The organism is Luteolibacter sp. AS25 (genome assembly GCF_046736275.1).
Classification (GTDB): Bacteria; Verrucomicrobiota; Verrucomicrobiia; order Verrucomicrobiales; family Akkermansiaceae; genus Luteolibacter.
In genome coordinates this window covers 75,202-98,366 of the sequence record NZ_CP151837.1, presented here as the reverse complement: position 1 = coordinate 98,366, position 23,165 = coordinate 75,202, and the positions used below count along the sequence as shown (strand labels likewise).

Below are 23,165 nucleotides of genomic sequence, written 5' to 3'. Positions count from 1 at the left end.
CTGGAATATTCTGCCGATAAGGAAATGGATGACCCAGCTGAGCCGTAGGCACGATCTCGAGAAGGAACGACCAATGGTGAAAGCTAAGATCAACCGGCGCTCCGAGGTATTGAGGATCAATATTCCGTCGTCGCGCCCTTGGTTTAATTCCAAAATAGATTTCAGGTATCGGCAGGCAACGCTGTGAAGTACGGCTCGACGCGTTTGCTATTTCCAGTACCAGCGCAGGAAGATAGAAAGCCGCGCAGATGAACGAGGAATTTCGAAAATTGAAGGAAGACTCATTGGCTCTCATGGCCGGGGGATTTTCCTTTCTCCAAAGCAAAAATTTCCGGGAGGCAGAGCATTGCTTCCGCGAAGCTGCAGTGATGCGCGATCAGATGCCGTGGAAGGAAGACGCGGAGGCGGCCTGGATGCGGGCGGCGTCCTGGATCAATCACGGGGATGCAATCATGCGGGACGGAGTCTCAAGCCGTCCCGGAGATGCATTGGAATCCATGAAAAAGGGAATCGAGTCTCTGAGGTATGTGGATCTCGGAGCTAATCCTGCATTTCCCGAGCAAAAGGCATTGGCGCTGATCCATCAGGGCACACTCCATGGAGAAATGGACAATTTCTCCGGGGCGCAAACCGCGTTTTCCGAGGCGGAGCTTCTCCTCCGTGAGCACGGCGACACGACACGGGTGGAGAGCCGTCGGCTCGCGGGGATGTTGATGGTGAACCGTGCCCGGATTCACCTGAAGGAAGGATCGATCAGGAATGCCGTTTCCGATGCGCGCCTGGGAGTTGGAATTCTCAATTCGGCAAATGACCCCGGGGCGGCCGTGCGGGCCAGGGCGGTATTTTGCGAAGCATTGGCTGAATTGCTGGAGATTCCCGATGGGTTGAATGGGGTGGAAGACTGGATCGCGGAGGCGACGGATGCTGTAGAGGAGGCCATGGGAATTTTACGTAAAACCGGAACAACCGAAGATGCAGCGGCGGATCTGGTGCGCTATGGCGCAAGGATTTACCGGGTGTGCCAGCCAGCCTTTCTGGGAGAATTCCTGACGGAATGGCTTTCCGGAAACGGCCCTTTGGCGGCAGATGAAACTTTGAAGAAAGAGATGCTGGGAGAACTCCTCCTAGCTAAGGTGGAGCTGGAAAAGAACGTTCTCCGCCGGGCGCATGAAACCGGATACGTTCAAAGGCAGACAGAGATTTTAAAGAAGTTGCAGGCTGGCGAAGCTGCTCTGGAAAAGGGATAAGCAGCTATGAGTCTACCACCTCTCGATCAAATTCCACCGGATGTCGTTTCGGTGGATGATTATCTGGCACTGGCCAGGGAAAGAATGAATCCCGCGGTTTGGGCATACCTTTCCGGCGGGGCGGCGGATGAGATTACTCTGGAAAAGAATATTTCCGCTTTTCGTGACATTGAGATCATTCCGCGGTTGCTGGAAGATTTCCAGGGAGCACACACGCGGGTGGATTTGTTCGGCAAGAGCCACACACACCCTATATGGGTGGCGCCCACGGCATTTCACCGGATGTTCCATGAGCAGGGAGAAATCGCGACGGTGCTGGCCGCTTCCGCGATGGAGGCAGGAATGGTGGTGAGCACCCAGGCAACGTTTCCTCTGGAGGAAATTTCCCGCGAGGCGAGCACCCCGCTCTGGTTCCAGCTCTACATACAGCCGGATAGGGAATTCACGCTTGATCTGGTGGCTAGGGCTGAAGTTGCCGGTTATGAAGCACTGGTGGTAACGGTGGACGCACCCCTCGGCGGCATGCGGAATCGTGAACAAAAAGCGGGCTTCCGCCTTCCTCCGGGCATCTCAGCGGTGAATCTGGAAGGCATGAAACAGCTAGCACCGGCCGAAACTGTTTTCGGCAGCGAGCTAGTGAATGCCGCGCCCACCTGGAAAGATATCGAGTGGCTGGTTGGCCGGACGAGATTACCGGTTCTATTGAAAGGTGTCCTGTCACCAGCCGACGCCTGGCGGGCGGTGGAATCAGGAGCTGGAGGAGTGATCGTTTCCAACCATGGGGGGCGGACACTGGATACCGTCCCATCTACAGTGCGGATCCTGCCGGCAGTGGTCGACAAGATCGAGGGGCGGGTGCCCGTCCTCTGCGATGGCGGAATCCGGCGTGGAACTGATATTTTCAAGGCCCTTGCCCTGGGAGCAAGCGCGGTAATGGTCGGGCGTCCGTGCCTCCACGGTCTCGCTGCGGCGGGAGCGGTGGGCGTGGCCCATGTCCTGAAAATCCTGCGCACCGAGCTGGAGATGGCGATGCTGCTGGCAGGAACGCCAACGGTTGGAGAAATCCGCCGGGAGTGTGTCACATTTCCGCCCACTGGCGGAGAAGGTTATGGTAAACACCAGTGAGCTGGACGGTGGATTGCTTGATCGCTTCTTCGTCCGGTAGGGAGCCGGCGAGGCGCTGAATGGCGCAATCTAGATCGAATAGCTGGGTCCGCTGATCATCGCTGCGGATCATGCTCTGCAGCCAGAAAAAGGAGCAAAGCCGGGCACCACGGGTGACGGGCGTCACGTGATGAAGACTCGTGGACGGATAGAGAACAAGGTGGCCAGCGGGAAGTTTCACGGATTTCGAGCCATAGGTATCTTCGATCACGAGCTCGCCGCCATCGTATTCATCCGGATCCGCGAAAAACAGGGTGCAGGAGAGGTCGGTGCGGATTCGTTGTCCATTGGGAAGGTTGCGTATGGCGCCGTCCACATGTGTGCCGAACTGTTGGCCGCCCGAGTAGCGGTTGAACATCGGCGGAAGATAATGGAGTGGAAGCGCGGCGGACATAAACAGTGGATTTTCCGAAAGAGCCTTGAGGATGCCCTGTCCGGTCTCGATCGCTGCCGGGTGGCCTGCGGGAACCTGCATGTTGTCCTTGGCCTGTGCGGCCTGGTGGCCGGCGGTCTTCTTTCCGTCTTCCCAAATGGCGCTTTCGAGTTTTTCGCGGCAATGTGAAACTTGGCCAGGGGTTAGGACATCGGGAATACAGAGGATCATAGCTTATTTAGGTAAGTAAATTCAGTAGAGTCACAAAACCGCCGCCAATTCATTGTGGAACCGGCGGCGGGTGTGTTTTGCGGAAAGATTTCTCCCTCCGGGATTCGATTAAAACTCCCAATCGGCGCTCAGAACGAAGGTCCGTGGCGGGCCGGCAACGGCGCGTGTGGCAGGCCAGTTTGTGGTGACCGCGTAGAACTCGTCGAAGACGTTGTCCACATTGAGGCGTAGCGTAACGTTCTCTGTTACATCATAGGAAACCATCGCGTTGAACACGATGTATGAAGGCAGTTTCCCGTAGCTTCCGTTGGGAATGATTCGGTCGTGGTCATCTGTCCGCCCAACGAATGATGAGCTGACGTATTGCATACCACCACCGAGAGTGATGCCATTGTTCAGATTATAGGTCGTCCAGAGATTAGCCGAGTAGTTTGGAGTAAAGGCGAGTTCATCTCCATTCACGTTTGTCCGGTCTGCGAAATCACCCTCCGGGCGTCCCGAAACATCACGGAAATCATCGAAATGATCACGCTCGGATGTCATCGCAAGGAAGCCACCGAAGATATCCCAGTTATCGGTGATTTGACCAGCAACACCGAGCTCGATTCCCGAAAGATTTTGCTCCCCTTCTCCGATGATCATGTCCCGCCCGTCTGAAATGGCGATATTCGTGCGGAGCGTGTGGAACACCGCCGCAGTGGTGGAGAGGCGGCCATCATAGAAATCCCATTTGGTGCCAACTTCGTAGTTCCAGTTGAGCTGGGTATCGGCGTTCGGGCTGTTTACCCCTGATCCAGCTCCCGGGAAGCCGTTGTTTCCGGTCCGGGACGCGTCAGGGTTGGAGAGGAAAGCGGCCGGTGGAAGAGCTGATACGCCTACCGCACCATAGATACTTCCGTTTTCTCTGGGCTTGTGAATGAGTCCGAGTTTTCCGGTAACGTAGGTATCGTCCTTCGAGAAGCTAGGAACCTCCGGAGTGGCCGGCGTATTTGTCAGATCCATGCTGTAGTGCTCCGCACGAAGACCTGCAGTGAGCTGCCACTGATCGCTGAACTCGATGGTATCGTAGAAATAAGCAGCGATGGTGTCGATTTCGACTTCAGAGAACTCGGTGGCAGAACCAACGAAGTTCCCGGTGGCACGATTCGGAGCTGAACCTGTCACTGAAATTGGAGCTCCGGTGCCCGGATCGGTAACGGTATCAAAACGATCCGCGTCCGCAGTTTCCCGGCTGATCTCCAAGCCGGTGGCGATGGTGTGTTTGATGCTGCCGGTTTCAAATTCGAAGGCGTAGTTCGTTTGATTGGCGAAAAGTGTATTCTCGCGCCCATAGCCCAGCTGACTGGTGGTGACCAAACCGGTGGCAGGATCATAACCGGAGGGAATGGTGAAAATAGAATCACGTTCTGTCCGCGAAATCCGGGAAGTGTTCGTGAGGATTCCTCCATTGGCAAACTCGTGGCGGAAGATCGCGGTAAGGCTATCGCTCATCGTGTCGTCATAGTCGGAGGAAAGGCCGTAGAAATTGTTCCGGTTATCGGCGGAAATCGTCGGATCGTAGTTTAGCGTTCCTTCGAACATCGCCGCAGGCACGCCCCAGTCTGGCAGATCGTGGCTTTCGAAGTGCTGGTAGGAGATTGTGAAGGTGGTAGGTGTGCCGAGTCCTGTCGTGAAAGTCGGGGCCAGCCCCCATGAGTTCAGCTCCGCTACCTCGCGCCCATAAACGCCACCATCCTGTAACAGCGCGTTCAAACGGAATGCAGAGCCGGGCAGCACGGAATCGCCCAGATTTTGATTCCAATCCAAAGTCTGACGGAAGAGGCCATCGCCTCCGGATGGAGCGTATCCGTAGCTGGTGCTGCCACGTAAGAAGTCAGTATCCTGCGCGGTTTTCGAGACCAGGTTCACGTAGCCTCCCGCTCCGCCGCGGCCGTTGTCCGCCGCTGGACCTTTCGCGATCTCAACGCGCTCGATATTGAAAATATCGCGGGCATAACTGCCGGAATCACGGATACCATCCACATAAACACTGCCGGATGCATCCGTTCCACGCAGGCTGAAATTACTTCCCGGAGAGCTGGCAAAACCGTTTTCACCTGCATTGAATGAGATTCCGGGAGTATTTTTCAAGACATCCCTGAGGCTGCGGGCAGCCTGCTGCTTATAGATTTCTTCAGGCACCACATTGTAGGTCTGAGGTGTATCGAGTAGAGGTGCCGTAGCTTTATCCGAAGTTAGCTTTGCAGCATTGTATGCGCTTCCGTTTTCACCCGTGACCACGGTTTCAGGGAGAAGGTCCACCCCATCTCCGGAGGAAATTGCATCAGCATTATTCGGGTCATTGATAGTCTGGGCAGCGCTTTGGGCAGCTGTGAAAATGGCCGCAAGTGCGATGGCGTCGCGGGTAATGGTAACGTTTTTCGAGGAGGCGATTATATTGTCTTTCATACTAATTGAGGCAAACTAGATGCTGTTGAGAATGGGTCTCAATACAACTCGCTGTAAAGTATAACCGCCAATTATTAGCTATGCCAAATATCTGTGGCATGCAGGGGAGGAAAGATAAGAAGCATGCTACTACCAGGAAGGATGCTCTGAGCAAGAGTTGAACTCTTGCCCAGTTAAACGAAAAAAGACCTGCATAAAATTGCAGGCCCAAATGGCGGAGGGGGTGGGATTCGAACCCACGGAACCCTTACGAGCTCTCTAGTTTTCAAGACTAGCGCAATCGACCACTCTACCACCCCTCCGTTTTAGGATGCTTCGCGTGGAAGTTCGTCGGATATGAACTGGGAGACAGCCGGTATCAAGCCGAAAATTGCGCGCGAACTCGGGATTCTCCGGAAATTTCAGCTTAGTTTTTCTTTTTACGTTCCAGACAGAGAATAGATCTGCCCGGAAGCTTGAAGATTCCATCGATGGATATTTCCCGGAATTTCGAGCTATTGCCTTCAAGCAGATAGCCGGCCCAAGAACCGGAAGGCAGGATCAAATCACGATCCATGGCCCCCTTGTAGACTAGTAACAGCGACTTCTGATCCTGTGTGGTGAGTGCGGAGAGAGACTCAGGATCAGTTGTCTGAAACGCGGCACAGAGACCGGAAAATCGGATATTGAGTATATCGTGGAGTTGGTGAAATGCATGGCCATCCTCCTGCTCGTCTATGCTTGGGGAAAAACCGTTCATTGAAACGAAAGCCGTTTCCGCACCATGAAGAAAGGCCCTGATCAAAAACCAGGTATTCGGAACCAGCTCCGTAACTCCTCCTTTTTGATCAGAGTCTATATCGGAAATCAGCAGCGGAATGCGGCGTGAGACGGAATTCTTTTTCAGGTGTCCTTTTATCGTATAGATAAACTCCGTGCCCTGACGGATATCGGCCTGAATTGCATAGAAATCGAGGGCCGGGGCAGTCATGGCGATGAACTGATCGTGAAAACCTGAGTCCGGTGAAATAACCGCAGCGATCGCTCCGATTTTCGCCTCGGGATGATTTTTTCTGATTTCCTCTGCCGTGCTGAGATAGATTCTCGCCAATTCGGCGACTCGGTGGATTTTCTTCTTATCCACCAGCTCGTGATAGTATTTTCCTTCCGGCCGATGGAATAACTCAAGAAAGACGCGGCCCTTTGCTTGAGGACTTTCCAGAACTACCCCGGACAAACGGGTGACCAGCTCGGAATAATCCTGCTTGCTGGATTCGTCCAGATACCCGTCGCCATCGGCATCCATCTCGTCCGGCCATCCCGGGAAATTCAGGATGATCTTCGCGGTTTTTCCCTTCTCAAGAAAACTGGCAACCATCTCCCGGCAACTTTCCTCATCCCAATTCCTCAAAGTGACCCTAAGCACACATGAAGGAGGGATTTCCCCCGGATCTACGGCTACCGGGAGATTGTATCCCCATGCCTCCGAACCATTCCTGAAGTCCGAGATTGCCCGGGTAGGGTCGATTTGGAGAGCTTCCAGCGAGGTCAGCAGCGAGTCCTTATTCTCGATTTCATGATCAGCGAAAAGTATGCAATCGATCGAAACAGGGACACCTTCTCCTTCTATTTTATGAAAAACGAGAGATTCAGGAAGGTCAGCCGGCCTAATTTTGCCCAGATGAGACCAGCTGAAACCTGATTCATTGGAGCTATCGGTAAGGGATCCGGAAATTATACCACCACCCGGAGCCGAGATAGCAATTCGGCCGCCCTTCTTTCTCACCCAGATCGAAAGAACTCGGTCGGATTCTGGAATCTCACAATTCAGCGCAAAGGCTTCGATTTCGTTTCCTGACTCGATTGCCGAGAAATTAGAAGCCCCCGTGTCAGATACGGTCTGTCCGTTGAAATCGCAATTCTCGGCCTCTTTGAGTAACGTGAGGGGAGGAGAGACAATCTCGACCGGCGGCGGCTCCAGGCCTACCGGGATATTCTGGAAATACTCGTAGGCTGCATAAACCGCCAAAATACATAGGAGTGAGATGCTTAATATACCACGCAGAGAAGACGCACCCTTCAGCAGGGTGCGTCTCTGTTCACTTGGGTGGGTTTTTTTCGAATCTTTGATAATAGTTTATCAGAAATGGATGGCGTGGCCTTCCGCGGCGAGAGTCGCCTCATGGATGACCTCCGACATGGTCGGATGCGCGTGGATCGTTGCGTGGATCTCATCGATTGTGAGTTCCTGATCGAGCGCCAGCCCCATTTCAGCGATAAGTTCGGTAGCGTTGTCTCCGATGATGTGCGCGCCGAGAAGTTCACCGTGTTTCTTACCGTAGAGAAGCTTCGTGAAACCTTCTGTCTCGGAGGCGGCAACAGCCTTGCCGATTGCGACGAATGGGATTTTTCCGACAACGTATTCGATGCCTTCTTCCTTGAGCGCTCGCTCGGTTTTGCCAACGGATGCAACCTGCGGATGGCAGTATGTGCAGCCCGGGAAATTCTTCACCTTGCGTGGTTTGAAGCCTTCAACAAAGAGACCGTCGACACATTGGAATGCCTCGAACGAAGCTACGTGGGCAAGCCATGGCGGTCCGTTGATATCGCCAATGGCGTAGACACCCGGAAGGCTTGTTTCATAGCGATCACCGACGACGATGTAGCCGCGATCAAGCTCCGGCTGGTGTCCACCGGGAAGGACTGGCTCAATGCCGATTGCCACAAGGCAGACTTCCGCGGAAATGGTTCCGTTTTCCTTTGGTCCTTCAACTGTGATTTCCACGCGATCGCCGTGATCGACTGTATTGGTGACCTTGGTTTTCGTAAGGCAGCGGATGCCTTGTTTGGTGAGAGATTTTTCAAGTGCTTCACCAACCTCTGTATCTTCTACAGGAAGGATGTGATCCTGCATCTCCACAACGGTGACCTTGGTGCCGAAGGCGTTGTAGATGTAGGCGAATTCGATACCGATAGCGCCGGCACCAATGATGATCATTTCCTTCGGCTGCTCCGCGAGAACCATGGCTTCCTTGGAGCCGATGACTGATTTCCCGTTGAACGGAAGCGGTGGAAGAGCGCGTGACTTACAACCGGTGGCGATGATGATGTTCGCCGCCTCAAGTGTTTGCTTGGAGCCGTCGTTCGCTGTCACTTCCACTTTGCCTTCGGAAGGAATGGCACCGAAACCACGGATGTAGTCGACCTTGTTTTTCTTGAAAAGGAATTCGATACCACCTGCGAGGCGATCGGAAACTTTGCGTGAGCGACCTACCACTGTAGGCCAGTCATAGGAAAGACCATCGATCTGCAGGCCCATTTCGCCGGCCTTGTGCATCAGGGTCTGGTAAAGCTCGGCATTCTTGAGGAGAGCTTTGGTCGGGATACAACCCCAGTTGAGGCAAGTGCCGCCGGCACGGTCCATTTCCACGCATGCAACTTTTTTACCATGCTGAGCCGCGCGAATCGCAGCGACATATCCGGCAGGGCCGCCACCAATAACAATAAGATCGTAAGCCATAATTTTTTCTAAAAGCGAGTTCGGGAGGAGACTGGATTGCGGGGGTGGGATTGTCAAAGAGGGAAAGCCTAGGAATCAAGGAAAGTGCTGATCCTTCATTCATTCCAGCCATGAACCCGCCCGGCCGTTTTCGGAAAGAATATACCTCCGGATCTTCTACCAATAGAAAAGGCCGGGGAGTTTAATCCCCGGCCTTTCTGAAAATCGAACACCTGGTCCTGAACTTACTTCGAGGCAGGAATTTTCATGGTGAGCACCTTCTCCACAATACGGCGTGGATTCGGAAGTTGCTCGTTTTCGATGTGCTTGGAGTAGATGGCCGGTGCATCAATGGTGCAGACGCGCTTGATCGGTGCATCGAGCTCATCGAATGCGTGCTCCTGGATGAGGTGGGAAACCATGGCGGATACACCTCCGAAGGGCTTGGACTCATCGACGAGAACCACGCGGTGGGTCTTCGCTACAGTTGCGAGAATCGCATCCACATCAAGCGGGCGGATGGAGCGGAGATCGAGAACCTCCGCGTTGATGCCATGCTCTGACTGGAGCGTTTCAGCAGCTTCGAGAGCCTGGAGAACTGAGCGACCGTGCGCGATGAGGGAAATATCGGTACCTTCACGCTTGATGTCCGCTTTCCCGAGAGGGATCACGAAATCGCCGTCCTCAGGATCAGGAACCTCACCCTTCATTCCGTAAAGGATGGTGTTTTCCATGACATAGACAGGGTCATTGTCGCGGATCGCGGCTTTCATGAGTCCCTTGGCATCCGCAGGAGTGGCCGGGGAGCAGACTTTCAGGCCGGGGAAGGCAGCGAAAAGTCCTTCCGGAATGTGGGAGTGGGTGGCGCCGACGTTGGTTCCGCCATTGGCAGGACCACGAACTACGATCGGGCAGCTGCAAAGGCCACCGGACATGTAGCGGACATTGGCCGCGTTGTTTACCAATTGGTCAAAGGCGACGGAATGGAAGGACCAGAACATGAGCTCCATCACCGGACGGATGCCGAGCATGGAGGCACCTACGCCCATGCCGATGAAACCTGCTTCCGAAATCGGGGTATCAACAATTCGTTTGTCTCCCCATTTCTTCCAGAGGCCTTCGGTGACTTTGTAAGCGCCGTTATATTCGGCGACTTCCTCACCCATGATCACGACGTTTTCGTCGCGGGCGAGTTCTTCGTCCATGGCTTCGCGGAGGGCTTCACGGTAGGAAAGTGTGCGCATGATTTTCTGGGAAAAAGTTTAGTAAAAAGTTGGGATGAAATTATGAGAAGAAGTGATGACCGATTTTCGAGGCTTCGGTATCGTTATCGGTTTCCCAATAAACATCGGTGGAGATGTCCGCGATGGTCGGAGCAGGTGATTCCTCGGCGAATTTCACCGAAGCAGCAGCCTCTTCCTGGGCGGATTTGTTGATTTCCTTCGCCTGCTCTTCGGACAGCACGCCCTCGGCGAGAAGCTTGCGCTCGAAGACGGAGATCGGGTCGTGGTTGTCCTTGTAGTTCTGGATTTCCTCGGGAGTGCGGTATTTCTTGTGGTTCGCATCGGCGATGCTGTGGCCGTAGTAGCGGTACGTATCGATCTCGAGAACCGTCGGCTTGCTTTCATTGTGGGCGCGCTCGACTGCGATCTGTGTTTTGGCGCGGACTTCGTAGATATCGGATCCATCAACCACGTCCCACTCGATATCATAGCCTTCTGCACGCTGTGCGAGGCAACCCTGGTATGAGGATGACCGCTTCTGCGAGGTACCCATGGAGTAGCCGTTGTTTTCAATGATGTAGATTACCGGGATACCAAAAAGAGCCGCGATGTTGAGGGACTCATGGAAGGCGCCCTGGTTTACCGCGCCATCACCGAGGTAGCACATGCAGCAGCCCTTTTTCCCCTGATATTTCACAGCGTAAGCGAGGCCGAGACCGAGGGGCGTCTGCCCACCGACAATGCCGTGGCCTCCCCAGAAATTCTTATCGGGAGCGAAAAAGTGCATCGAGCCGCCCTTGCCTTTGGAGCAACCGGTCTGCTTGCCATACATTTCCGCCATGCACTCATTCATCCCCATGCCCACTGCGAGCGCGTGGCCGTGATCGCGATAGGCGGTGATGAAATGATCGTCCGCTCCGCCGAGCGAAATCGTGCCGACTGCTACCGCTTCCTGGCCGATGTAGAGATGAAGGAAGCCGCCCATTTTACCACCGGCGTATTGCTTCAGTGAGGCCTGCTCGAAGCGACGGATGCGAACCATCTGAGTATATAGCTCGATCTTTCTCTCAGGGGTGAGGGATTGATTGATTGGCGAGTTGGCGAAATTAAGTTCAGACATAGGTCAGCGGTTTTATGGGGAAAAATCGTTTATTGAGTAAAAGCTGGCGGTATTTCCGGCAAGATTTATCTGGCAGGCGCGTGTTGCGTATCCTTCTGAAGTGCTGGAAGCGAGAAACGGGCCGAAAGTAGGATGGCAGTGAAGATAACGTTCGCAACTGTCATATTTCTAAGAAAAACCCATGAAGGGATGGTGCTGCCGAGCGGACCGGCCCAAACAGATTGCCAGAAACCCTCGAGATTTTTCGCATACATCGGGCTGCCGATCCAGGCGAGGCCGTTGGTAATAAGATGGAAAGCGAGAGCAGCTCCCACGGAACCGAGAATGAGTGTGCCGAATTTTGCGCCCGAAATAGATTTTCCGAGAAGGTAGACGACTGCGAACGCGCAACCTGTGGAAAAAACCACCATTGGGGAAAGATAACTGCCGTTCCCCTCGATGAGGGCCGGGGCGGGATAGGTTACCAGCCAGGCCGCGAGTGGGATCGCCCATGAACGCCAACCGCTCAACATGACCGCACCACAGAAAAATAACGCGGCAAGCGGTTGGAAATTCGGGAATGATTCAGGCATCGCGCTACCGACGATGCGGAAAACGATGAGCAATGCTACAATAAGCACCAGAGGTAGATGGCGGTTCATGCGGGAAAACTACTCGCTGGAACGTGCTTGGGGCGAGGGGAAATTTTTCCTGTATCATTTTCGGAAGGTGAAAAATCCAGTGTGCTGGAAAATGTGGCTATTTCTCCGAGCTATACCACATGTAGTGGTAACAGCCTAAATAACTTGCGATTGCCCTGACTGAAGGCTTGCCAATATGAGGTGAACGCGGAAACTCCCCCTACGCACGAGTGTGCGATTCCTCATATGAAGTTCAGTATTTCCAAAGACGTTTTCCTGGAAGGTTTGCAAAAGGTTCAGCACGTGGTCAGCTCACGCACGACTCTGCCTATCCTTTCAAATGTTCTCCTAGTAGCTAAAGAAAACCGTCTGGTATTCACCACCACTGACCTTGATGTCGGCATTACAGGCTCCGTGGAAGCCACCGTTACCCAGGAAGGCGCAACCACACTACCGGCCAAGCGCTTGGTGAGCATCGTCAAGGAACTCCCGTCCAGTGAGGTAGAAGTCACCGTTGATTCCAAGAATTACGCGACGATCAAGAGCGGACCATCCACTTTCAAAATCATCGGCCTCAGCGATTCCGAGTTCCCTCCCCTTCCCGATTTCGCGGAAGCCAAGAGCTTCAAAATCCCACAACAGGAATTCAAAAACGGCCTCAAGAAAACATCTTTCGCGATCTCCACCGATGAGACCCGCTACGTTCTCAACGGTATCTTCGCTTCATTCCGCGAAGGTAAACTCGCCCTCGTGGCTACAGACGGCCGCCGTCTCGCAATGGCGGATATGGACCTTGAGTTCCCTGCCTCCCACGAAACAGATGTCATCATCCCTTCCAAGGCAGTCAGTGAAATCCAGCGCCTCCTCGGTGACTCCGGCGAGGTTGAGGTAAAACTCAGCGACAGTCAGATTTCCTTCACCGTTGGTGATACATTCCTCGCCAGCAAGCTGATCGAAGGAAACTACCCGAACTACCGCCAGGTAATCCCGGGTGACAGCAATGAGCGCGTAACCATCTCCCGCGAAGCACTCCTCGAAACCGTGCGCCGTGTTTCACTTCTCTCTTCCGATAAATCAAACTCCGTGAAACTCGTTTTCTCGGAAAACCAAATCGAAGTAACCGCGAACTCACCGGATGTCGGTGAAGCACAGGAAACCATCGAAGTTGGTTACACTGGCCCGGACATGCAGATCGCCTTCAATCCGGCATTCCTTCAGGCTCCCCTTCAGGCGCTAGATACGGAAAACGTTTATCTCGATCTCATCGATGAAATGAGTCCCGGCGTTCTCCGCATCGACGGATCATTCCTCTACGTGCTCATGCCGATGCGCGTCACCAACTGATTTTTGATACGATGGGAAGAGCATTCGAATGCAGAAGAAGAGCCAAGGAAACCCGCTGGGCAGCTATGTCCAAGCTTTTCCCGAAGCTGGCACGTTCCATCACGATCGCCGCGAAAAACGGAGGACCTGAGGTCGATTCCAACGCACCTCTCAGGGTTGCGATTCAGAACGCGAAGGCGGCAAACCTTCCCAAGGATAAAATTGAAGCAGCTATCAGCCGTGCGTCCGGAAGCGATGCTACAGATATCACGGAAGTCGCCTACGAAGCAAAAGGACCACATGGCTCCCTGTTTTTCGTGGAATGCGCAACGGACAATACCAATCGCTCGGTAGGCAATCTTAAGGTCATCCTCGGGAAAAATGGCGGAGACATTGCGCCAAGCGGCTCTCTGATCTTTATGTTTGAGCGGAAAGCGGTCATCGAATTCCCCGTCCCTGAAGGGAAAGAAATGGACGAAATCGAGCTGGAACTGATCGACGCCGGACTTGAAGAACTCATGGTTGACGAGGATACCGTGACCGTTATCGGTGATTACACTGCTTTCAATACTTTGACTGAAGCCATTGAAGGCATGGGGATTGAAATCGGCACCTCCGGATTGGAGCGGATTCCAACCCAGCCAATCGAGCTAAACGAGGCTCAGCTCGAAGAAGTTCAATCGCTGATCGACAAGATCGAAGAAGACGATGACGTGCAGACGCTCTTTACGAACCTTGCATAAACAAAAACGGCCGCCCGCAATTGTGGGCGACCCTTGTGATTCAGACTTGCGGCCATTTCATCGAAATGACCGCATTTTCCATTTAAGCCACAGAGAAGCTGGCAGCTTGCTCGGGAGTGAGCTCGATGACCTGCCACGGAAGGCCATTCTGATTGAGGTCCTCCATGAAGCTATCCGGATCGTGTTGCTCCATATTCCAGACACCCGGCTTGCTCCAGCCACCGGTGAGGAGCTGTTTCGCGCCGATCATCGCTGGAACGCCAGTGGTGTAGGAAATCGCCTGTGAGCCTACTTCCGCAAAACATTTTTCGTGATCGCAGATGTTGTAGATATAGATCGCCTTCGGCTGGCCATCTTTGACGCCGGTGATGACGTTTCCAATACAGGTGCGGCCCTTGGTTGTTTCACCGAGATCTCCAGGATTCGGAAGCACAGCTTTGAGGAACTGGAGCGGCACGATTTTCACGCCGTTGTATTCCACTTCGTCGATGCGGGTCATACCCACATTTTCGAGAACCTCAAGGTGCTTGAGATAGTTCTGTGAGAAGGACATCCAGAACTGCGCGCGCTTGATGGTGGGAATATGTTTTACCAGCGATTCCAACTCTTCGTGATACATACGGTAGATCTCGTAGGTGCCGACTTCCTGCGGGCAGGTGAAGGTCTGGTGCTTCGACATTGGAGCTGTCTCCACAAACTGGCCTTCTTCCCAGTGGCGGCACTCTGCGGTAACCTCGCGGATGTTGATCTCCGGGTTGAAGTTAGTGGCAAAAGCGCGGCCGTGATCACCACCGTTCACATCGATGATATCGAGTGTGTGGATTTCATCGAAATAATGCTTCAGCGCGTATGCGGTAAAAATATTCGTCACACCCGGATCAAAACCGGAGCCAAGAAGAGCAGAGAGACCGGCTTCCTCGAATTTCTGCTGATACGCCCATTGCCAGGAGTATTCGAACTTCGCTACATCGAGTGGCTCGTAGTTCGCGGTATCCATATAATCGATACCTGCCTTAAGGCATGCATCCATCAGATTGAGATCCTGATATGGAAGGGCTACGTTGATGAGGAGGCTTGCTCCTGTTTTTTTGATGAGTTCGGCAGTCTCGTCGGAATTATCCGCATCCACCTTGGCGAATGCGATTTCCCGACCGACCTTTTCCTTCACGGATTCCGCGATGGCAACGCACTTGGAAAGTGTGCGGGAGGCTAGTGTGATTTCGCCGAATACTTCAGGAAGCATGGCGCATTTGTGAGCGACTACGCTGCCGACTCCGCCGGCTCCGATAATAAGAACTTTGTGCATATGTTGAGTGGAAAGATTGCGCGCCAAGTCAGCAGTGACTGGCGGGAAATGGCAAGGTTTTCGCAGGAGAAAACCCGAATCTATTCCACCCGGGAAAAACCTATTTCCCGATCAGCGAAGTCCCGCAGGTAGGGCATTCGCGTCCGATCAGCTGCAGGAAGGTCGGCAGAATTTTGAGGAAAAGTGAGTTCTTTCCGCCTCGGGAAAGTTGCACTGCCACCAGCTCTTCGGAGCATTCCGAATCCGCAGGTGAAAGAGAACTAACGTGGTATTCACCTGAAACAATCTCCCGGAGAAGGTAGGGCGAATCGTTCTGATGTTCGATACGGACCACGCCGTTTTCCGAGCGAAGTTCCACAAGACCGAGTGGTGGACCTGAATCCTCGGCTACCATTTCAGCTTTGATTTCGCGGCCCTCTTTCGTCGCGAAAACGAAATCACCGGTGAGCTTCCAGCCAGCCTGAACCGATAGCCACGCCAGCAATTGCAAGGCAGTGTTCCGGTTCTGTTTGTTGAACCTGATTTTCACGGATTCCAGCTCTCCGAGAATAGTCATCGCGGCGACATCATCGAAGAGGCCTGCGATACCCGACCGGACATGCCAGCAGCGTGTCCATGCGAGATCTTGTACGATCAGTGAGGTGTTACCCTCGACCGCTTCGTGGATGCGACTAAAACTTTCATGGACGCTTTCCCATGCGGAGCTATCGACGATCAGGCGATCCATGACGCTTGCAAGACGCTCCGTGAACACATCGGAGAGCTCCCCCTGCCACCAGAAGGTCAGCGGGAGATCGGAATTGAGATGGGCGAAAACTGTATTGCGGAAACGCCCTGGAACGCGGCCGGTAAGGAGGAAGGAAATCTGCTCGCAGCAGACTGATTTAGCCCCGTGGGATAGATGGCAGTGCGCGGTAATCCATGCACGGAGGCTGGGATCCGGCTCGCGATCTATTTCTACGAGAATCGCCCGGCAGGCATTCTCACGGGTAAGGTTATTGATGATACGTGAGTTCTCAAGGAGACCGCCACGCTTCTCTGTATAAACCACCAGGTTCATCAGAGAGGCATTGGTGCGCGCCTCGTCTTGCTCCCAGAGCTTGTGCAGCTCCTTATCGATATCTGAAATGGCTACTTCGGTGCCTAACTCGGGGCAAATGTCTGGAACAGTGGATGTCATAATATTTTCGGTATCCATGTTATCAAAGCCTGCGCCACGCGTTACCATCCTTCTTGATCATCTCGTCCGCTTCCTTGGGACCCCAGGATCCGGCTACAAACTCGGCCATCGGTGGCTTGTTGTCGGACTCATGCCAGGCGCGCTCGATGTGATCGATAAAGCGCCAGGCTTCCTCCACCTCATCGCGGCGGGCGAAGAGTGTGGCGTCTCCTGCCATTGCATCAAGAATGAGGCGCTCGTAGGCTTCAGGGCTGCCCTTTCCGAAGCTGGTGGAGTAATGGAAATCCATTTTCACCGGCTCAAGTCGGAGGCTGGTGCCCGGGATCTTGGATACCATGCGGAGTGAAATTCCCTCATCCGGCTGGATGCGGATGACGAGGACGTTTCCGCCCGGGACGCCACCGGGAAGCGCGCTGAAGAGCACGGATGGAGCGTCTTTGAAATGGATGGAAATCTCTGTGGATTTCTTCGGAAGGCGTTTGCCCATACGGATGTAGAATGGGACGTCGCTCCAGCGCCAGGTATCGATCATCAGACGGACAGCCACATAGGATTCGGTCTCGGAAGTCGGGGAAACACGGTCTTCCTCGCGGTAACCCGGGACGGCATTGCCATCGACGTGACCGGCGGTGTATTGACCGCGGATAACGTTTTCAGCGACTTTCTCAGGAGTATCCCACTGGCGGAGAGAGCGGATGACTTTCACCTTTTCATCGCGGACACCATCGGCGGAGAGATCCGTCGGCGGCTCCATCGCCACCAGGCTCAGGAGTTGCAAAAGATGGTTCTGAACCATGTCGCGCAGTGCTCCGGATTTCTCGTAATAGCCGCCGCGGCCACCTTCCATGCCCAGGTTTTCCGCGCAGGTGATCTGGATGTGACTGATGTATTTCCGGTTCCAGAGTGGCTCGAAAATGGCGTTTGCGAACCGCAGCACCATTAGGTTCTGAGCGGTCTCTTTCCCGAGGTAATGGTCGATCCGGTAAGTATCGCTCTCATGGAAAGTCTGGTTCACCACTTCGTTCAGATGTTTCGCAGTGGCAAGGTCTGTTCCGAAAGGTTTCTCAACGATAACCCGGGACCAGCAGCCTTCCTTCGCCTCGTTCAGGCCTGCGCCCTTGAGGTTCAGTAGAATGTCATCGAAAAATTCCGGTGCGGAAGCCACGTAAAATAGGCGATTGCCGTTTCCACCGCGGGCGGCATCGATTTCGTCCAAGCGTTTCGCGAGGGACGCGTAGCCGTCCTCGTCTGTAAATTCGGACTGGTGGTAGGTAACGCTCTCGATAAATTTTCCCCAGATTTCCTCGTCGTGGCCGCTGCGGGAAACTTTCTTGTTCAGCTCCTCGAGACCGGCGCGGAACTCATCATCAGCCTTATCACGACGGGCGAAACCGACGATGTTCACGCCGGTAGGAAGCTCGCCATCGACAGCGAGATTGTAGAGCGCGGGGATCAGCTTGCGATGCGTGAGATCGCCTGTGGCGCCGAAGATAACAACGGTGCACGGCTCTGGTCTGTTGCGGGAGACAAGGTCTTCACGGAAAGGATTATTCATAACTCGGGCGGAGCATCAACTGAGCCGGGCTATAGGAAAAGTCAAATCAGGTGACGAGAGAGTAAAGACATTCATGGAAGGAATGCATGGGATCTTCCATTCCCCTGCGGGCACAAGGGGTAGCAATGAATCAGACAAATTCCACGGCGCCGGCGGGTTCCGATAATTTTCCTGATTTCGGGTCGCTCGGAGCGCATTTCGGGTCATCTTTCCGCCATGTCTACTGCCAGTGAAAAAACTCATAGCACGGGAATCGGCTATCTTATGTGGGTCTTCGGATTCGCCGGGATGCACCGCTTCTATTACGGAAAACCGGTCACCGGAGTGATCTGGCTTCTCACGGGTGGCCTTTTTTTCATCGGATGGATTGTGGACCTTTTCCTTATTCCATCCATGGAAAGGCAAGCCGCCGGCCGCTTTACCGCCGGACCGTTCGACTACTCATTGGCGTGGGTGCTGCAGCTATTTCTGGGGATTTTCGGAATCCACCGGTTCTACCTCGGGAAAGTAGGCACCGGCATCCTCTGGCTACTTACCGGAGGATTATTCGGATTCGGCTGGCTATACGATTTCTGCACTCTCAATGAGCAGGTGGATGCCAGAAACAGGATTTAGGATATTGCCGCAGCTTTCTTCGCTTCTCTCTTATCAGAGAATTTCTGAACGAAAACGTAGCAGACCGGGATGAGGAAAAGGCCGATCATTGTGGAGATCGTCATCCCGAATACCACACCTGTGCCCATGGTGCTGCGGGATGCCGCACCTGAACCGCTGGCCAACATCAGCGGTACACAACCGAGGATGAAGGCAAAGGAGGTCATCAGAATCGGGCGAAGCCTGAGCTTGGCGGCCTCAAGGGCAGCTTGAAGCGTAGGCATGCCTTCTTCCCGTTTCATCTTCGCGAACTCGATGATCAGAATCGCATTTTTCGCAGCCAGACCGATGAGCATCACCAAGCCAACCTGGGCGTATACGTTCATCTCGAAATCCCGCAAAAGAAGCCCGGTGAGCGTGCCGAGAATCACGGTCGGGACTGAGAGAAGAACCGCGAACGGGAGTGACCAGCTCTCATATTGAGCTGCCAGAAGCAGGAATACGAAGATGATCGCCATCCCGAAGATAAGACCCGCCTGGCCTTCGGACTTTTTCTCCTGAAGCGTGAGTCCTGACCACTCATAAGCCACGTTTGAGGGCATCGTTGCCATAACCTCTTCCATCGCCGCAAGTGCCTGGGCAGAGCTGTAGCCCGCTGCTGGAGCCCCCATCATTTCCGCAGAGCGGTAGAGATTGAAACGGGTAGCGAAGTTCGGCCCCGACATTTTCGAGGTTTTCACCAGTGTGCTGAGAGGAATCATTTCCCCATCGTTGTTACGGACGAAGAATTTCCCGATATCATCCGGCTTGCTCGTGAATTCCGGTTCCGCCTGGAGAAACACCTTATAGACCCGCCCGAATTTCACGAAATCGTTCACGTAGAGTCCGCTGAGATAGGCTTGGAGAGTCTGGAAAACACTATCGACCGGCACTCCCAGAGTGCGTGCTTTTTCACGATCGAGCTCGATTTTAACCTGCGGGGTATTCGGCTGGAAAGTTGTGGAAACACGGCCGATTTCCGGGCGCTCCTCACATTTTGCGATGACATCGTTCACGTAGCCGGAGAGTTGCTCCACGCTGCCGCCAGACCGATCCTGAAGCTGCATGGTGAAGCCGGAAACACTTCCGTAACCAGGCAATGCGGGTGGCCCGAAGGCGAATACCCGAGCGCCGGGGATGGCGTAGAATTTCTTGTTCCACTCATCCGCTATTGCTTGAGCGGCCAGCTCCGGAGTGGCGCGCTCTTCCCAGCTTTCAAGCCCGATGAACATCATCGCGGCGTTCGGAACATTGAGTCCGTTGAGAATATTGAACCCGGAGAGCGCGAGGGCGGAGTCCACGCCTTCGGTATTGTTCACAATGGCTTCCACCTGTTCGAGAATTGCATCGGAACGCTGGAGGGAAGCCCCTTCCGGGAGCTCGATGGCAACGAAGAGGTAACCTTTGTCCTCATCCGGAATGAAGCCTCCGGGAACAAATTTCCCGAGACCCCAGATCGCACCGACCACTGCCACAAGAATCAGCATGGCAAAAGTAGCCTTGCCGGTGAGACGACCGACGATCCCTCCGTAGGTGCGTGTGATCCAATCAAAGAACGTATTGAATTTCCTGAAAAACCAGGCAATCGGCCCTTTTCCCGGAGTGGGTTTCCGCAGGAGCATCGCGGCGAGCGCCGGGCTAAGCGTAAGGGCATTGATCGTGGAGAAAATTACCGATACCGCGATGGTGATGGCGAACTGCTGGTAGAGAATACCTGTAACACCACCCATGAATGCCACCGGGACGAACACCGCGCAGAGAACCAAGGAGATCGCAACAATGGGTCCGGAGACCTCTTTCATGGCAGCCTTCGTAGCCTCGACCGGGGACTTCCCGTGCTCGATATGATGTTGAACTGCTTCTACCACGACGATGGCATCGTCGACCACAATACCGATGGCCAGAACGAGGCCGAACATCGTGAGTGTGTTGACGCTAAAGCCGAGCAAAGGGAATGCGATGAAAACCCCGAGAAGACCTACCGGAACCGTGAGCATCGGAATGATCGTTGCACGGAAACTCTGGAGGAAAATGAAGACAACAATCAGAACCAGAACAACCGCCTCGAAAAGCGTATGGACGATGGCCTCCATCGACGCGGTAATCGGCAAGGTGGAATCCAGGGTGATCTGGTATTCCATATCAGGAGGGAAACGTAGCTTCGCCTCTTCCAGGATCGCTTTGACGTTGTTGGCCGTTTCAATCGCGTTGGCTCCGGGCGCCAGATAAACACCGAGCGCACCCGCCGGTGCCTGGTTCAGCCGGGCGCGGAGTGCGTAGGTTTGCGCACCGAGCTCTACCCTGCCGATGTCTTTGATTTTGACCTGCGAACCGTCTGAACTGGAGCGGACGATGATTTCCTGGAACTCCTCTGGATCTTTCAGAAGACCCAATGCGCGGACGTTGTATTGGCTTTCCTGCCCCGGTGGCGCCGGCTCCGCACCGATGGAACCGGCGGGTGACTGGGCGTTCTGCTCTTTGATCGCACTGTAAACATCCTGCGGGGTGACTCCCAGTATTGCCAGTTTTTCAGGATCCAGCCAAATACGCATGGAATAGTCCTGCGCGGTGAAGTTTTTCACATCACCCACGCCGGAGACACGCTTGATCTGATCGACGAGATTGATATCCGCGTAATTCCCAAGAAAAACGCCATCATAGGTTCCCTTCGGCGAGGAGAGTCCGATCGCCATCAGGATGTCCGGGCTGGAGCGATTGACGACCACCCCCTCGGTCTTCACAGCTTCCGGAAGTTGCGCTTCAGCCTGGCCTACGCGGTTCTGCGTATTAACCTGCATGATATCCACATCCGTTCCGATATCGAAGGTGACGTTGAGCGTCATGCTGCCGTCATTCGAGTTGTAGGACTGCATGTAGAGCAGCTTGTCCACCCCGTTTACCTTGGACTCGATGGGAGTGGCCACGGATTCCATGACAGCCTCCGCCGCAGCGCCACGATAGGTGGTCTTCGCCTGAATAAGTGTCGGGGAAACGTTCGGGTATTCCGAAATCGGTAGTTGTGAGAGCGAGACCAAGCCAACGATCACGATCACGATGGAGATGACCATCGCGACAATGGGGCGACGTATGAAAAATTCAGCCATGGGATCGTTATTTGGTGGCGGGTTTCGGGCCTTTGCCGGCTTGCATGGCTGCCATCTGTTCGGAGGTCATTGCCGTGACCGCCGAGCCTTCGTGCACTTTCTGAAGTCCCTCCACCACGATGCTCTCGCCCGGCTCCAGGCCATCGAGGATCACGTATTTCGAATCCGTTTGTTCACCCACGGTAACGGGCCGCTGGCTGGCGGTCCCTTCCGAGCTGATTACCCAGACAAAGTTTTTCCCCTGAAGTTCAACCAAGGCTCTCTCGGGAATTTCGATGCTATCCTTCAGAGTGCCCAGATTTACCGAGACACGGGCGAACATGCCGGGGCGCAGGACTTTTTCCCCGTTGGCAAACTCCGCACGAATCCGGAGAGTTCCAGTTTTCGTATCCACAGCACGGTCGATGAAGACGAAGTGGCCTTCCTCCTCGTGCACGGTTCCGTTCGAAAGTGTAAGCGTAAGCGGGAGAGCCTCGATGTCGGAGCCGGTTTTGCGGCCCTTTCTCTCGGCGTTCAAATACTCCACCTCGCTGACATTGCAGTAGAACCAGATCGGATCGAGCGTGGACATGGTTGCGAGCAAGGTGGGCTCACCTTTTCCAACCAGCTCGCCGATGGATACGCTGGCAGCTCCGATCAAACCGGTGATGGGTGCGTGAATATCGCAGTAATCGAGGTCAAATTGAGCGGATTGGAGCTGGGCCTGGGCCGTGGAAACACCTGCTTTTCCTACATCCACGGATGCCAGGGCGTTGTCGAGATCCTGCTGGGGAATCGCCCTCTTTTCGGCCAGTGGCCGCAGGCGGTTCACATCCTTCTCATACTTGTTGAGAGCAGCTTTTGCCTCATTGAGCGAACCCTGTGCGGCCGCTAGCTTTTCGAGGTAAGGTTTCTTATCGAGTTCGAAAAGCAGGTCACCTTCCTTTACTTCCGATCCTTCCGTGAATGGAGTTTTGTCTACGAAACCTTCCACCCGCGCGCGGATTTCAACGTTCTGTGGTGAATCCAGCTGACCAATCAAAGTAGCTGATAGCGGAACCTCCGAGGTGACGATCTCCATAACTTCCACGATCGGCGGAGGTGGAGTAGTGGCTTCTGGCTTCTCACAAGCTGGAATCGCGAGTGCCGCGATCAATATGGGATGGACCAAGTAAATCTTCTTCCAGACGGAAGATAATGCAGGCTCTAAGGAATACGGCTTCAACGTGGGTATCTGTTAGAATTGTGATCTAAAATATCTTAAGTGAGCTAAACTCACTATTACTGACGGGAACCCTAAAAAAAAGTAGAGCCGAGCGAGGTCTAGGGGATCTGGGCAAAAGTTGCAATCTTTACCGTGTAAGGATCCAGTCACCCAGAGGGGCTCAAATACTTCAGGCAAAATGGACTTGAAGCATAGGGGCGACCGGTCAACATC

General features: G+C 54.1%; 17 protein-coding genes and 1 tRNA gene. 5 read left to right on the top strand and 13 right to left on the bottom strand.

Translation table 11 applies throughout. The features are described from left to right. Nucleotides 1-248: 248 nt before the first annotated feature. Together AAGA79_RS00425 and AAGA79_RS00420 are read left to right on the top strand one after the other, a co-directional pair. Nucleotides 249-1,247 carry a hypothetical protein gene (locus tag AAGA79_RS00425; RefSeq protein WP_411826809.1) on the top strand — a complete coding sequence of 333 codons (999 nt, stop codon included), beginning with the start codon at nucleotides 249-251 and terminating at the stop codon, nucleotides 1,245-1,247. A gap of 6 nt (nucleotides 1,248-1,253) precedes the next feature. Next, entirely contained in the window at nucleotides 1,254-2,372 is a 1,119-nt protein-coding gene (locus AAGA79_RS00420; RefSeq protein WP_411826808.1) for an alpha-hydroxy-acid oxidizing protein, read from the top strand. Here the strand turns inward: AAGA79_RS00420 and AAGA79_RS00415 are convergent. The 8 genes from AAGA79_RS00415 to AAGA79_RS00380 form a co-directional block, all read right to left on the bottom strand. Beyond that, nucleotides 2,326-3,015 (bottom strand): Fe2+-dependent dioxygenase, encoded by a 690-nt coding sequence (locus tag AAGA79_RS00415; protein WP_411826807.1) that lies wholly within the window; start codon nucleotides 3,013-3,015, stop codon nucleotides 2,326-2,328. The two genes, AAGA79_RS00420 and AAGA79_RS00415, sit on opposite strands and share 47 nt — an antisense overlap. Before the next feature lie 108 nt (nucleotides 3,016-3,123). Beyond that, nucleotides 3,124-5,463, bottom strand: coding sequence for a TonB-dependent receptor (locus tag AAGA79_RS00410; RefSeq protein WP_411826806.1), 2,340 nt, complete (start codon nucleotides 5,461-5,463; stop codon nucleotides 3,124-3,126). 212 nt (nucleotides 5,464-5,675) lie between these two features. Further along, nucleotides 5,676-5,765, bottom strand: a tRNA-Ser gene (locus AAGA79_RS00405). Between the two features lie 104 nt (nucleotides 5,766-5,869). After that, nucleotides 5,870-7,471 (bottom strand): hypothetical protein, encoded by a 1,602-nt coding sequence (locus AAGA79_RS00400; RefSeq protein ID WP_411826805.1) that lies wholly within the window; start codon nucleotides 7,469-7,471, stop codon nucleotides 5,870-5,872. Between the two features lie 111 nt (nucleotides 7,472-7,582). After that, entirely contained in the window at nucleotides 7,583-8,962 is a 1,380-nt protein-coding gene (gene lpdA, locus AAGA79_RS00395; RefSeq protein ID WP_411826804.1) for a dihydrolipoyl dehydrogenase, read from the bottom strand. 224 nt (nucleotides 8,963-9,186) lie between these two features. Next, nucleotides 9,187-10,185, bottom strand: a complete 999-nt coding sequence (locus AAGA79_RS00390) for an alpha-ketoacid dehydrogenase subunit beta (protein WP_411826803.1) — start codon at nucleotides 10,183-10,185, stop codon at nucleotides 9,187-9,189. A 40-nt stretch (nucleotides 10,186-10,225) separates the two neighbouring features. Continuing rightward, nucleotides 10,226-11,284, bottom strand: coding sequence for a pyruvate dehydrogenase (acetyl-transferring) E1 component subunit alpha (gene pdhA / locus AAGA79_RS00385; RefSeq protein WP_411826802.1), 1,059 nt, complete (start codon nucleotides 11,282-11,284; stop codon nucleotides 10,226-10,228). Nucleotides 11,285-11,349: 65 nt separating this feature from the next. Next, the gene (locus tag AAGA79_RS00380) at nucleotides 11,350-11,925 is read right to left on the bottom strand and encodes a DUF6580 family putative transport protein (RefSeq protein WP_411826801.1); all 576 of its coding nucleotides are present in this window, start codon (nucleotides 11,923-11,925) and stop codon (nucleotides 11,350-11,352) included. Nucleotides 11,926-12,150: 225 nt separating this feature from the next. Between AAGA79_RS00380 and dnaN the strand changes: the two genes are divergently transcribed. After that, on the top strand, nucleotides 12,151-13,248 hold the full coding sequence (gene dnaN / locus AAGA79_RS00375) for a DNA polymerase III subunit beta (protein WP_411826800.1): 1,098 nt from the start codon (nucleotides 12,151-12,153) through the stop codon (nucleotides 13,246-13,248). Nucleotides 13,249-13,259: 11 nt separating this feature from the next. Next, nucleotides 13,260-13,970 carry a YebC/PmpR family DNA-binding transcriptional regulator gene (locus AAGA79_RS00370; protein ID WP_411826799.1) on the top strand — a complete coding sequence of 237 codons (711 nt, stop codon included), beginning with the start codon at nucleotides 13,260-13,262 and terminating at the stop codon, nucleotides 13,968-13,970. An 82-nt stretch (nucleotides 13,971-14,052) separates the two neighbouring features. Here AAGA79_RS00370 and AAGA79_RS00365 read toward each other — a convergent pair whose 3' ends face one another. From AAGA79_RS00365 to zwf, 3 genes are all read right to left on the bottom strand, one after another. Next, nucleotides 14,053-15,276: a saccharopine dehydrogenase family protein gene (locus tag AAGA79_RS00365; protein WP_411826798.1), complete on the bottom strand. Its 1,224-nt coding sequence runs from the start codon at nucleotides 15,274-15,276 to the stop codon at nucleotides 14,053-14,055. A gap of 100 nt (nucleotides 15,277-15,376) precedes the next feature. Further along, nucleotides 15,377-16,474: a glucose-6-phosphate dehydrogenase assembly protein OpcA gene (locus AAGA79_RS00360; protein ID WP_411826797.1), complete on the bottom strand. Its 1,098-nt coding sequence runs from the start codon at nucleotides 16,472-16,474 to the stop codon at nucleotides 15,377-15,379. A gap of 4 nt (nucleotides 16,475-16,478) precedes the next feature. After that, nucleotides 16,479-18,011 carry a glucose-6-phosphate dehydrogenase gene (gene zwf, locus AAGA79_RS00355; RefSeq protein WP_411826796.1) on the bottom strand — a complete coding sequence of 511 codons (1,533 nt, stop codon included), beginning with the start codon at nucleotides 18,009-18,011 and terminating at the stop codon, nucleotides 16,479-16,481. Between the two features lie 216 nt (nucleotides 18,012-18,227). On the opposite strand from zwf, the gene AAGA79_RS00350 reads away from it, so the two are divergent. Then, a complete protein-coding gene (locus AAGA79_RS00350; RefSeq protein WP_411826795.1) occupies nucleotides 18,228-18,626 on the top strand; it encodes an NINE protein in 399 nt (132 codons plus the stop codon). Here the strand turns inward: AAGA79_RS00350 and AAGA79_RS00345 are convergent. Further along, nucleotides 18,623-21,748 carry an efflux RND transporter permease subunit gene (locus AAGA79_RS00345; protein WP_411826794.1) on the bottom strand — a complete coding sequence of 1,042 codons (3,126 nt, stop codon included), beginning with the start codon at nucleotides 21,746-21,748 and terminating at the stop codon, nucleotides 18,623-18,625. The genes AAGA79_RS00350 and AAGA79_RS00345 overlap by 4 nt on opposite strands. 7 nt (nucleotides 21,749-21,755) lie before the next feature. Then, nucleotides 21,756-22,898 (bottom strand): efflux RND transporter periplasmic adaptor subunit, encoded by a 1,143-nt coding sequence (locus AAGA79_RS00340; protein WP_411826793.1) that lies wholly within the window; start codon nucleotides 22,896-22,898, stop codon nucleotides 21,756-21,758. Nucleotides 22,899-23,165 lie beyond the last annotated feature (267 nt).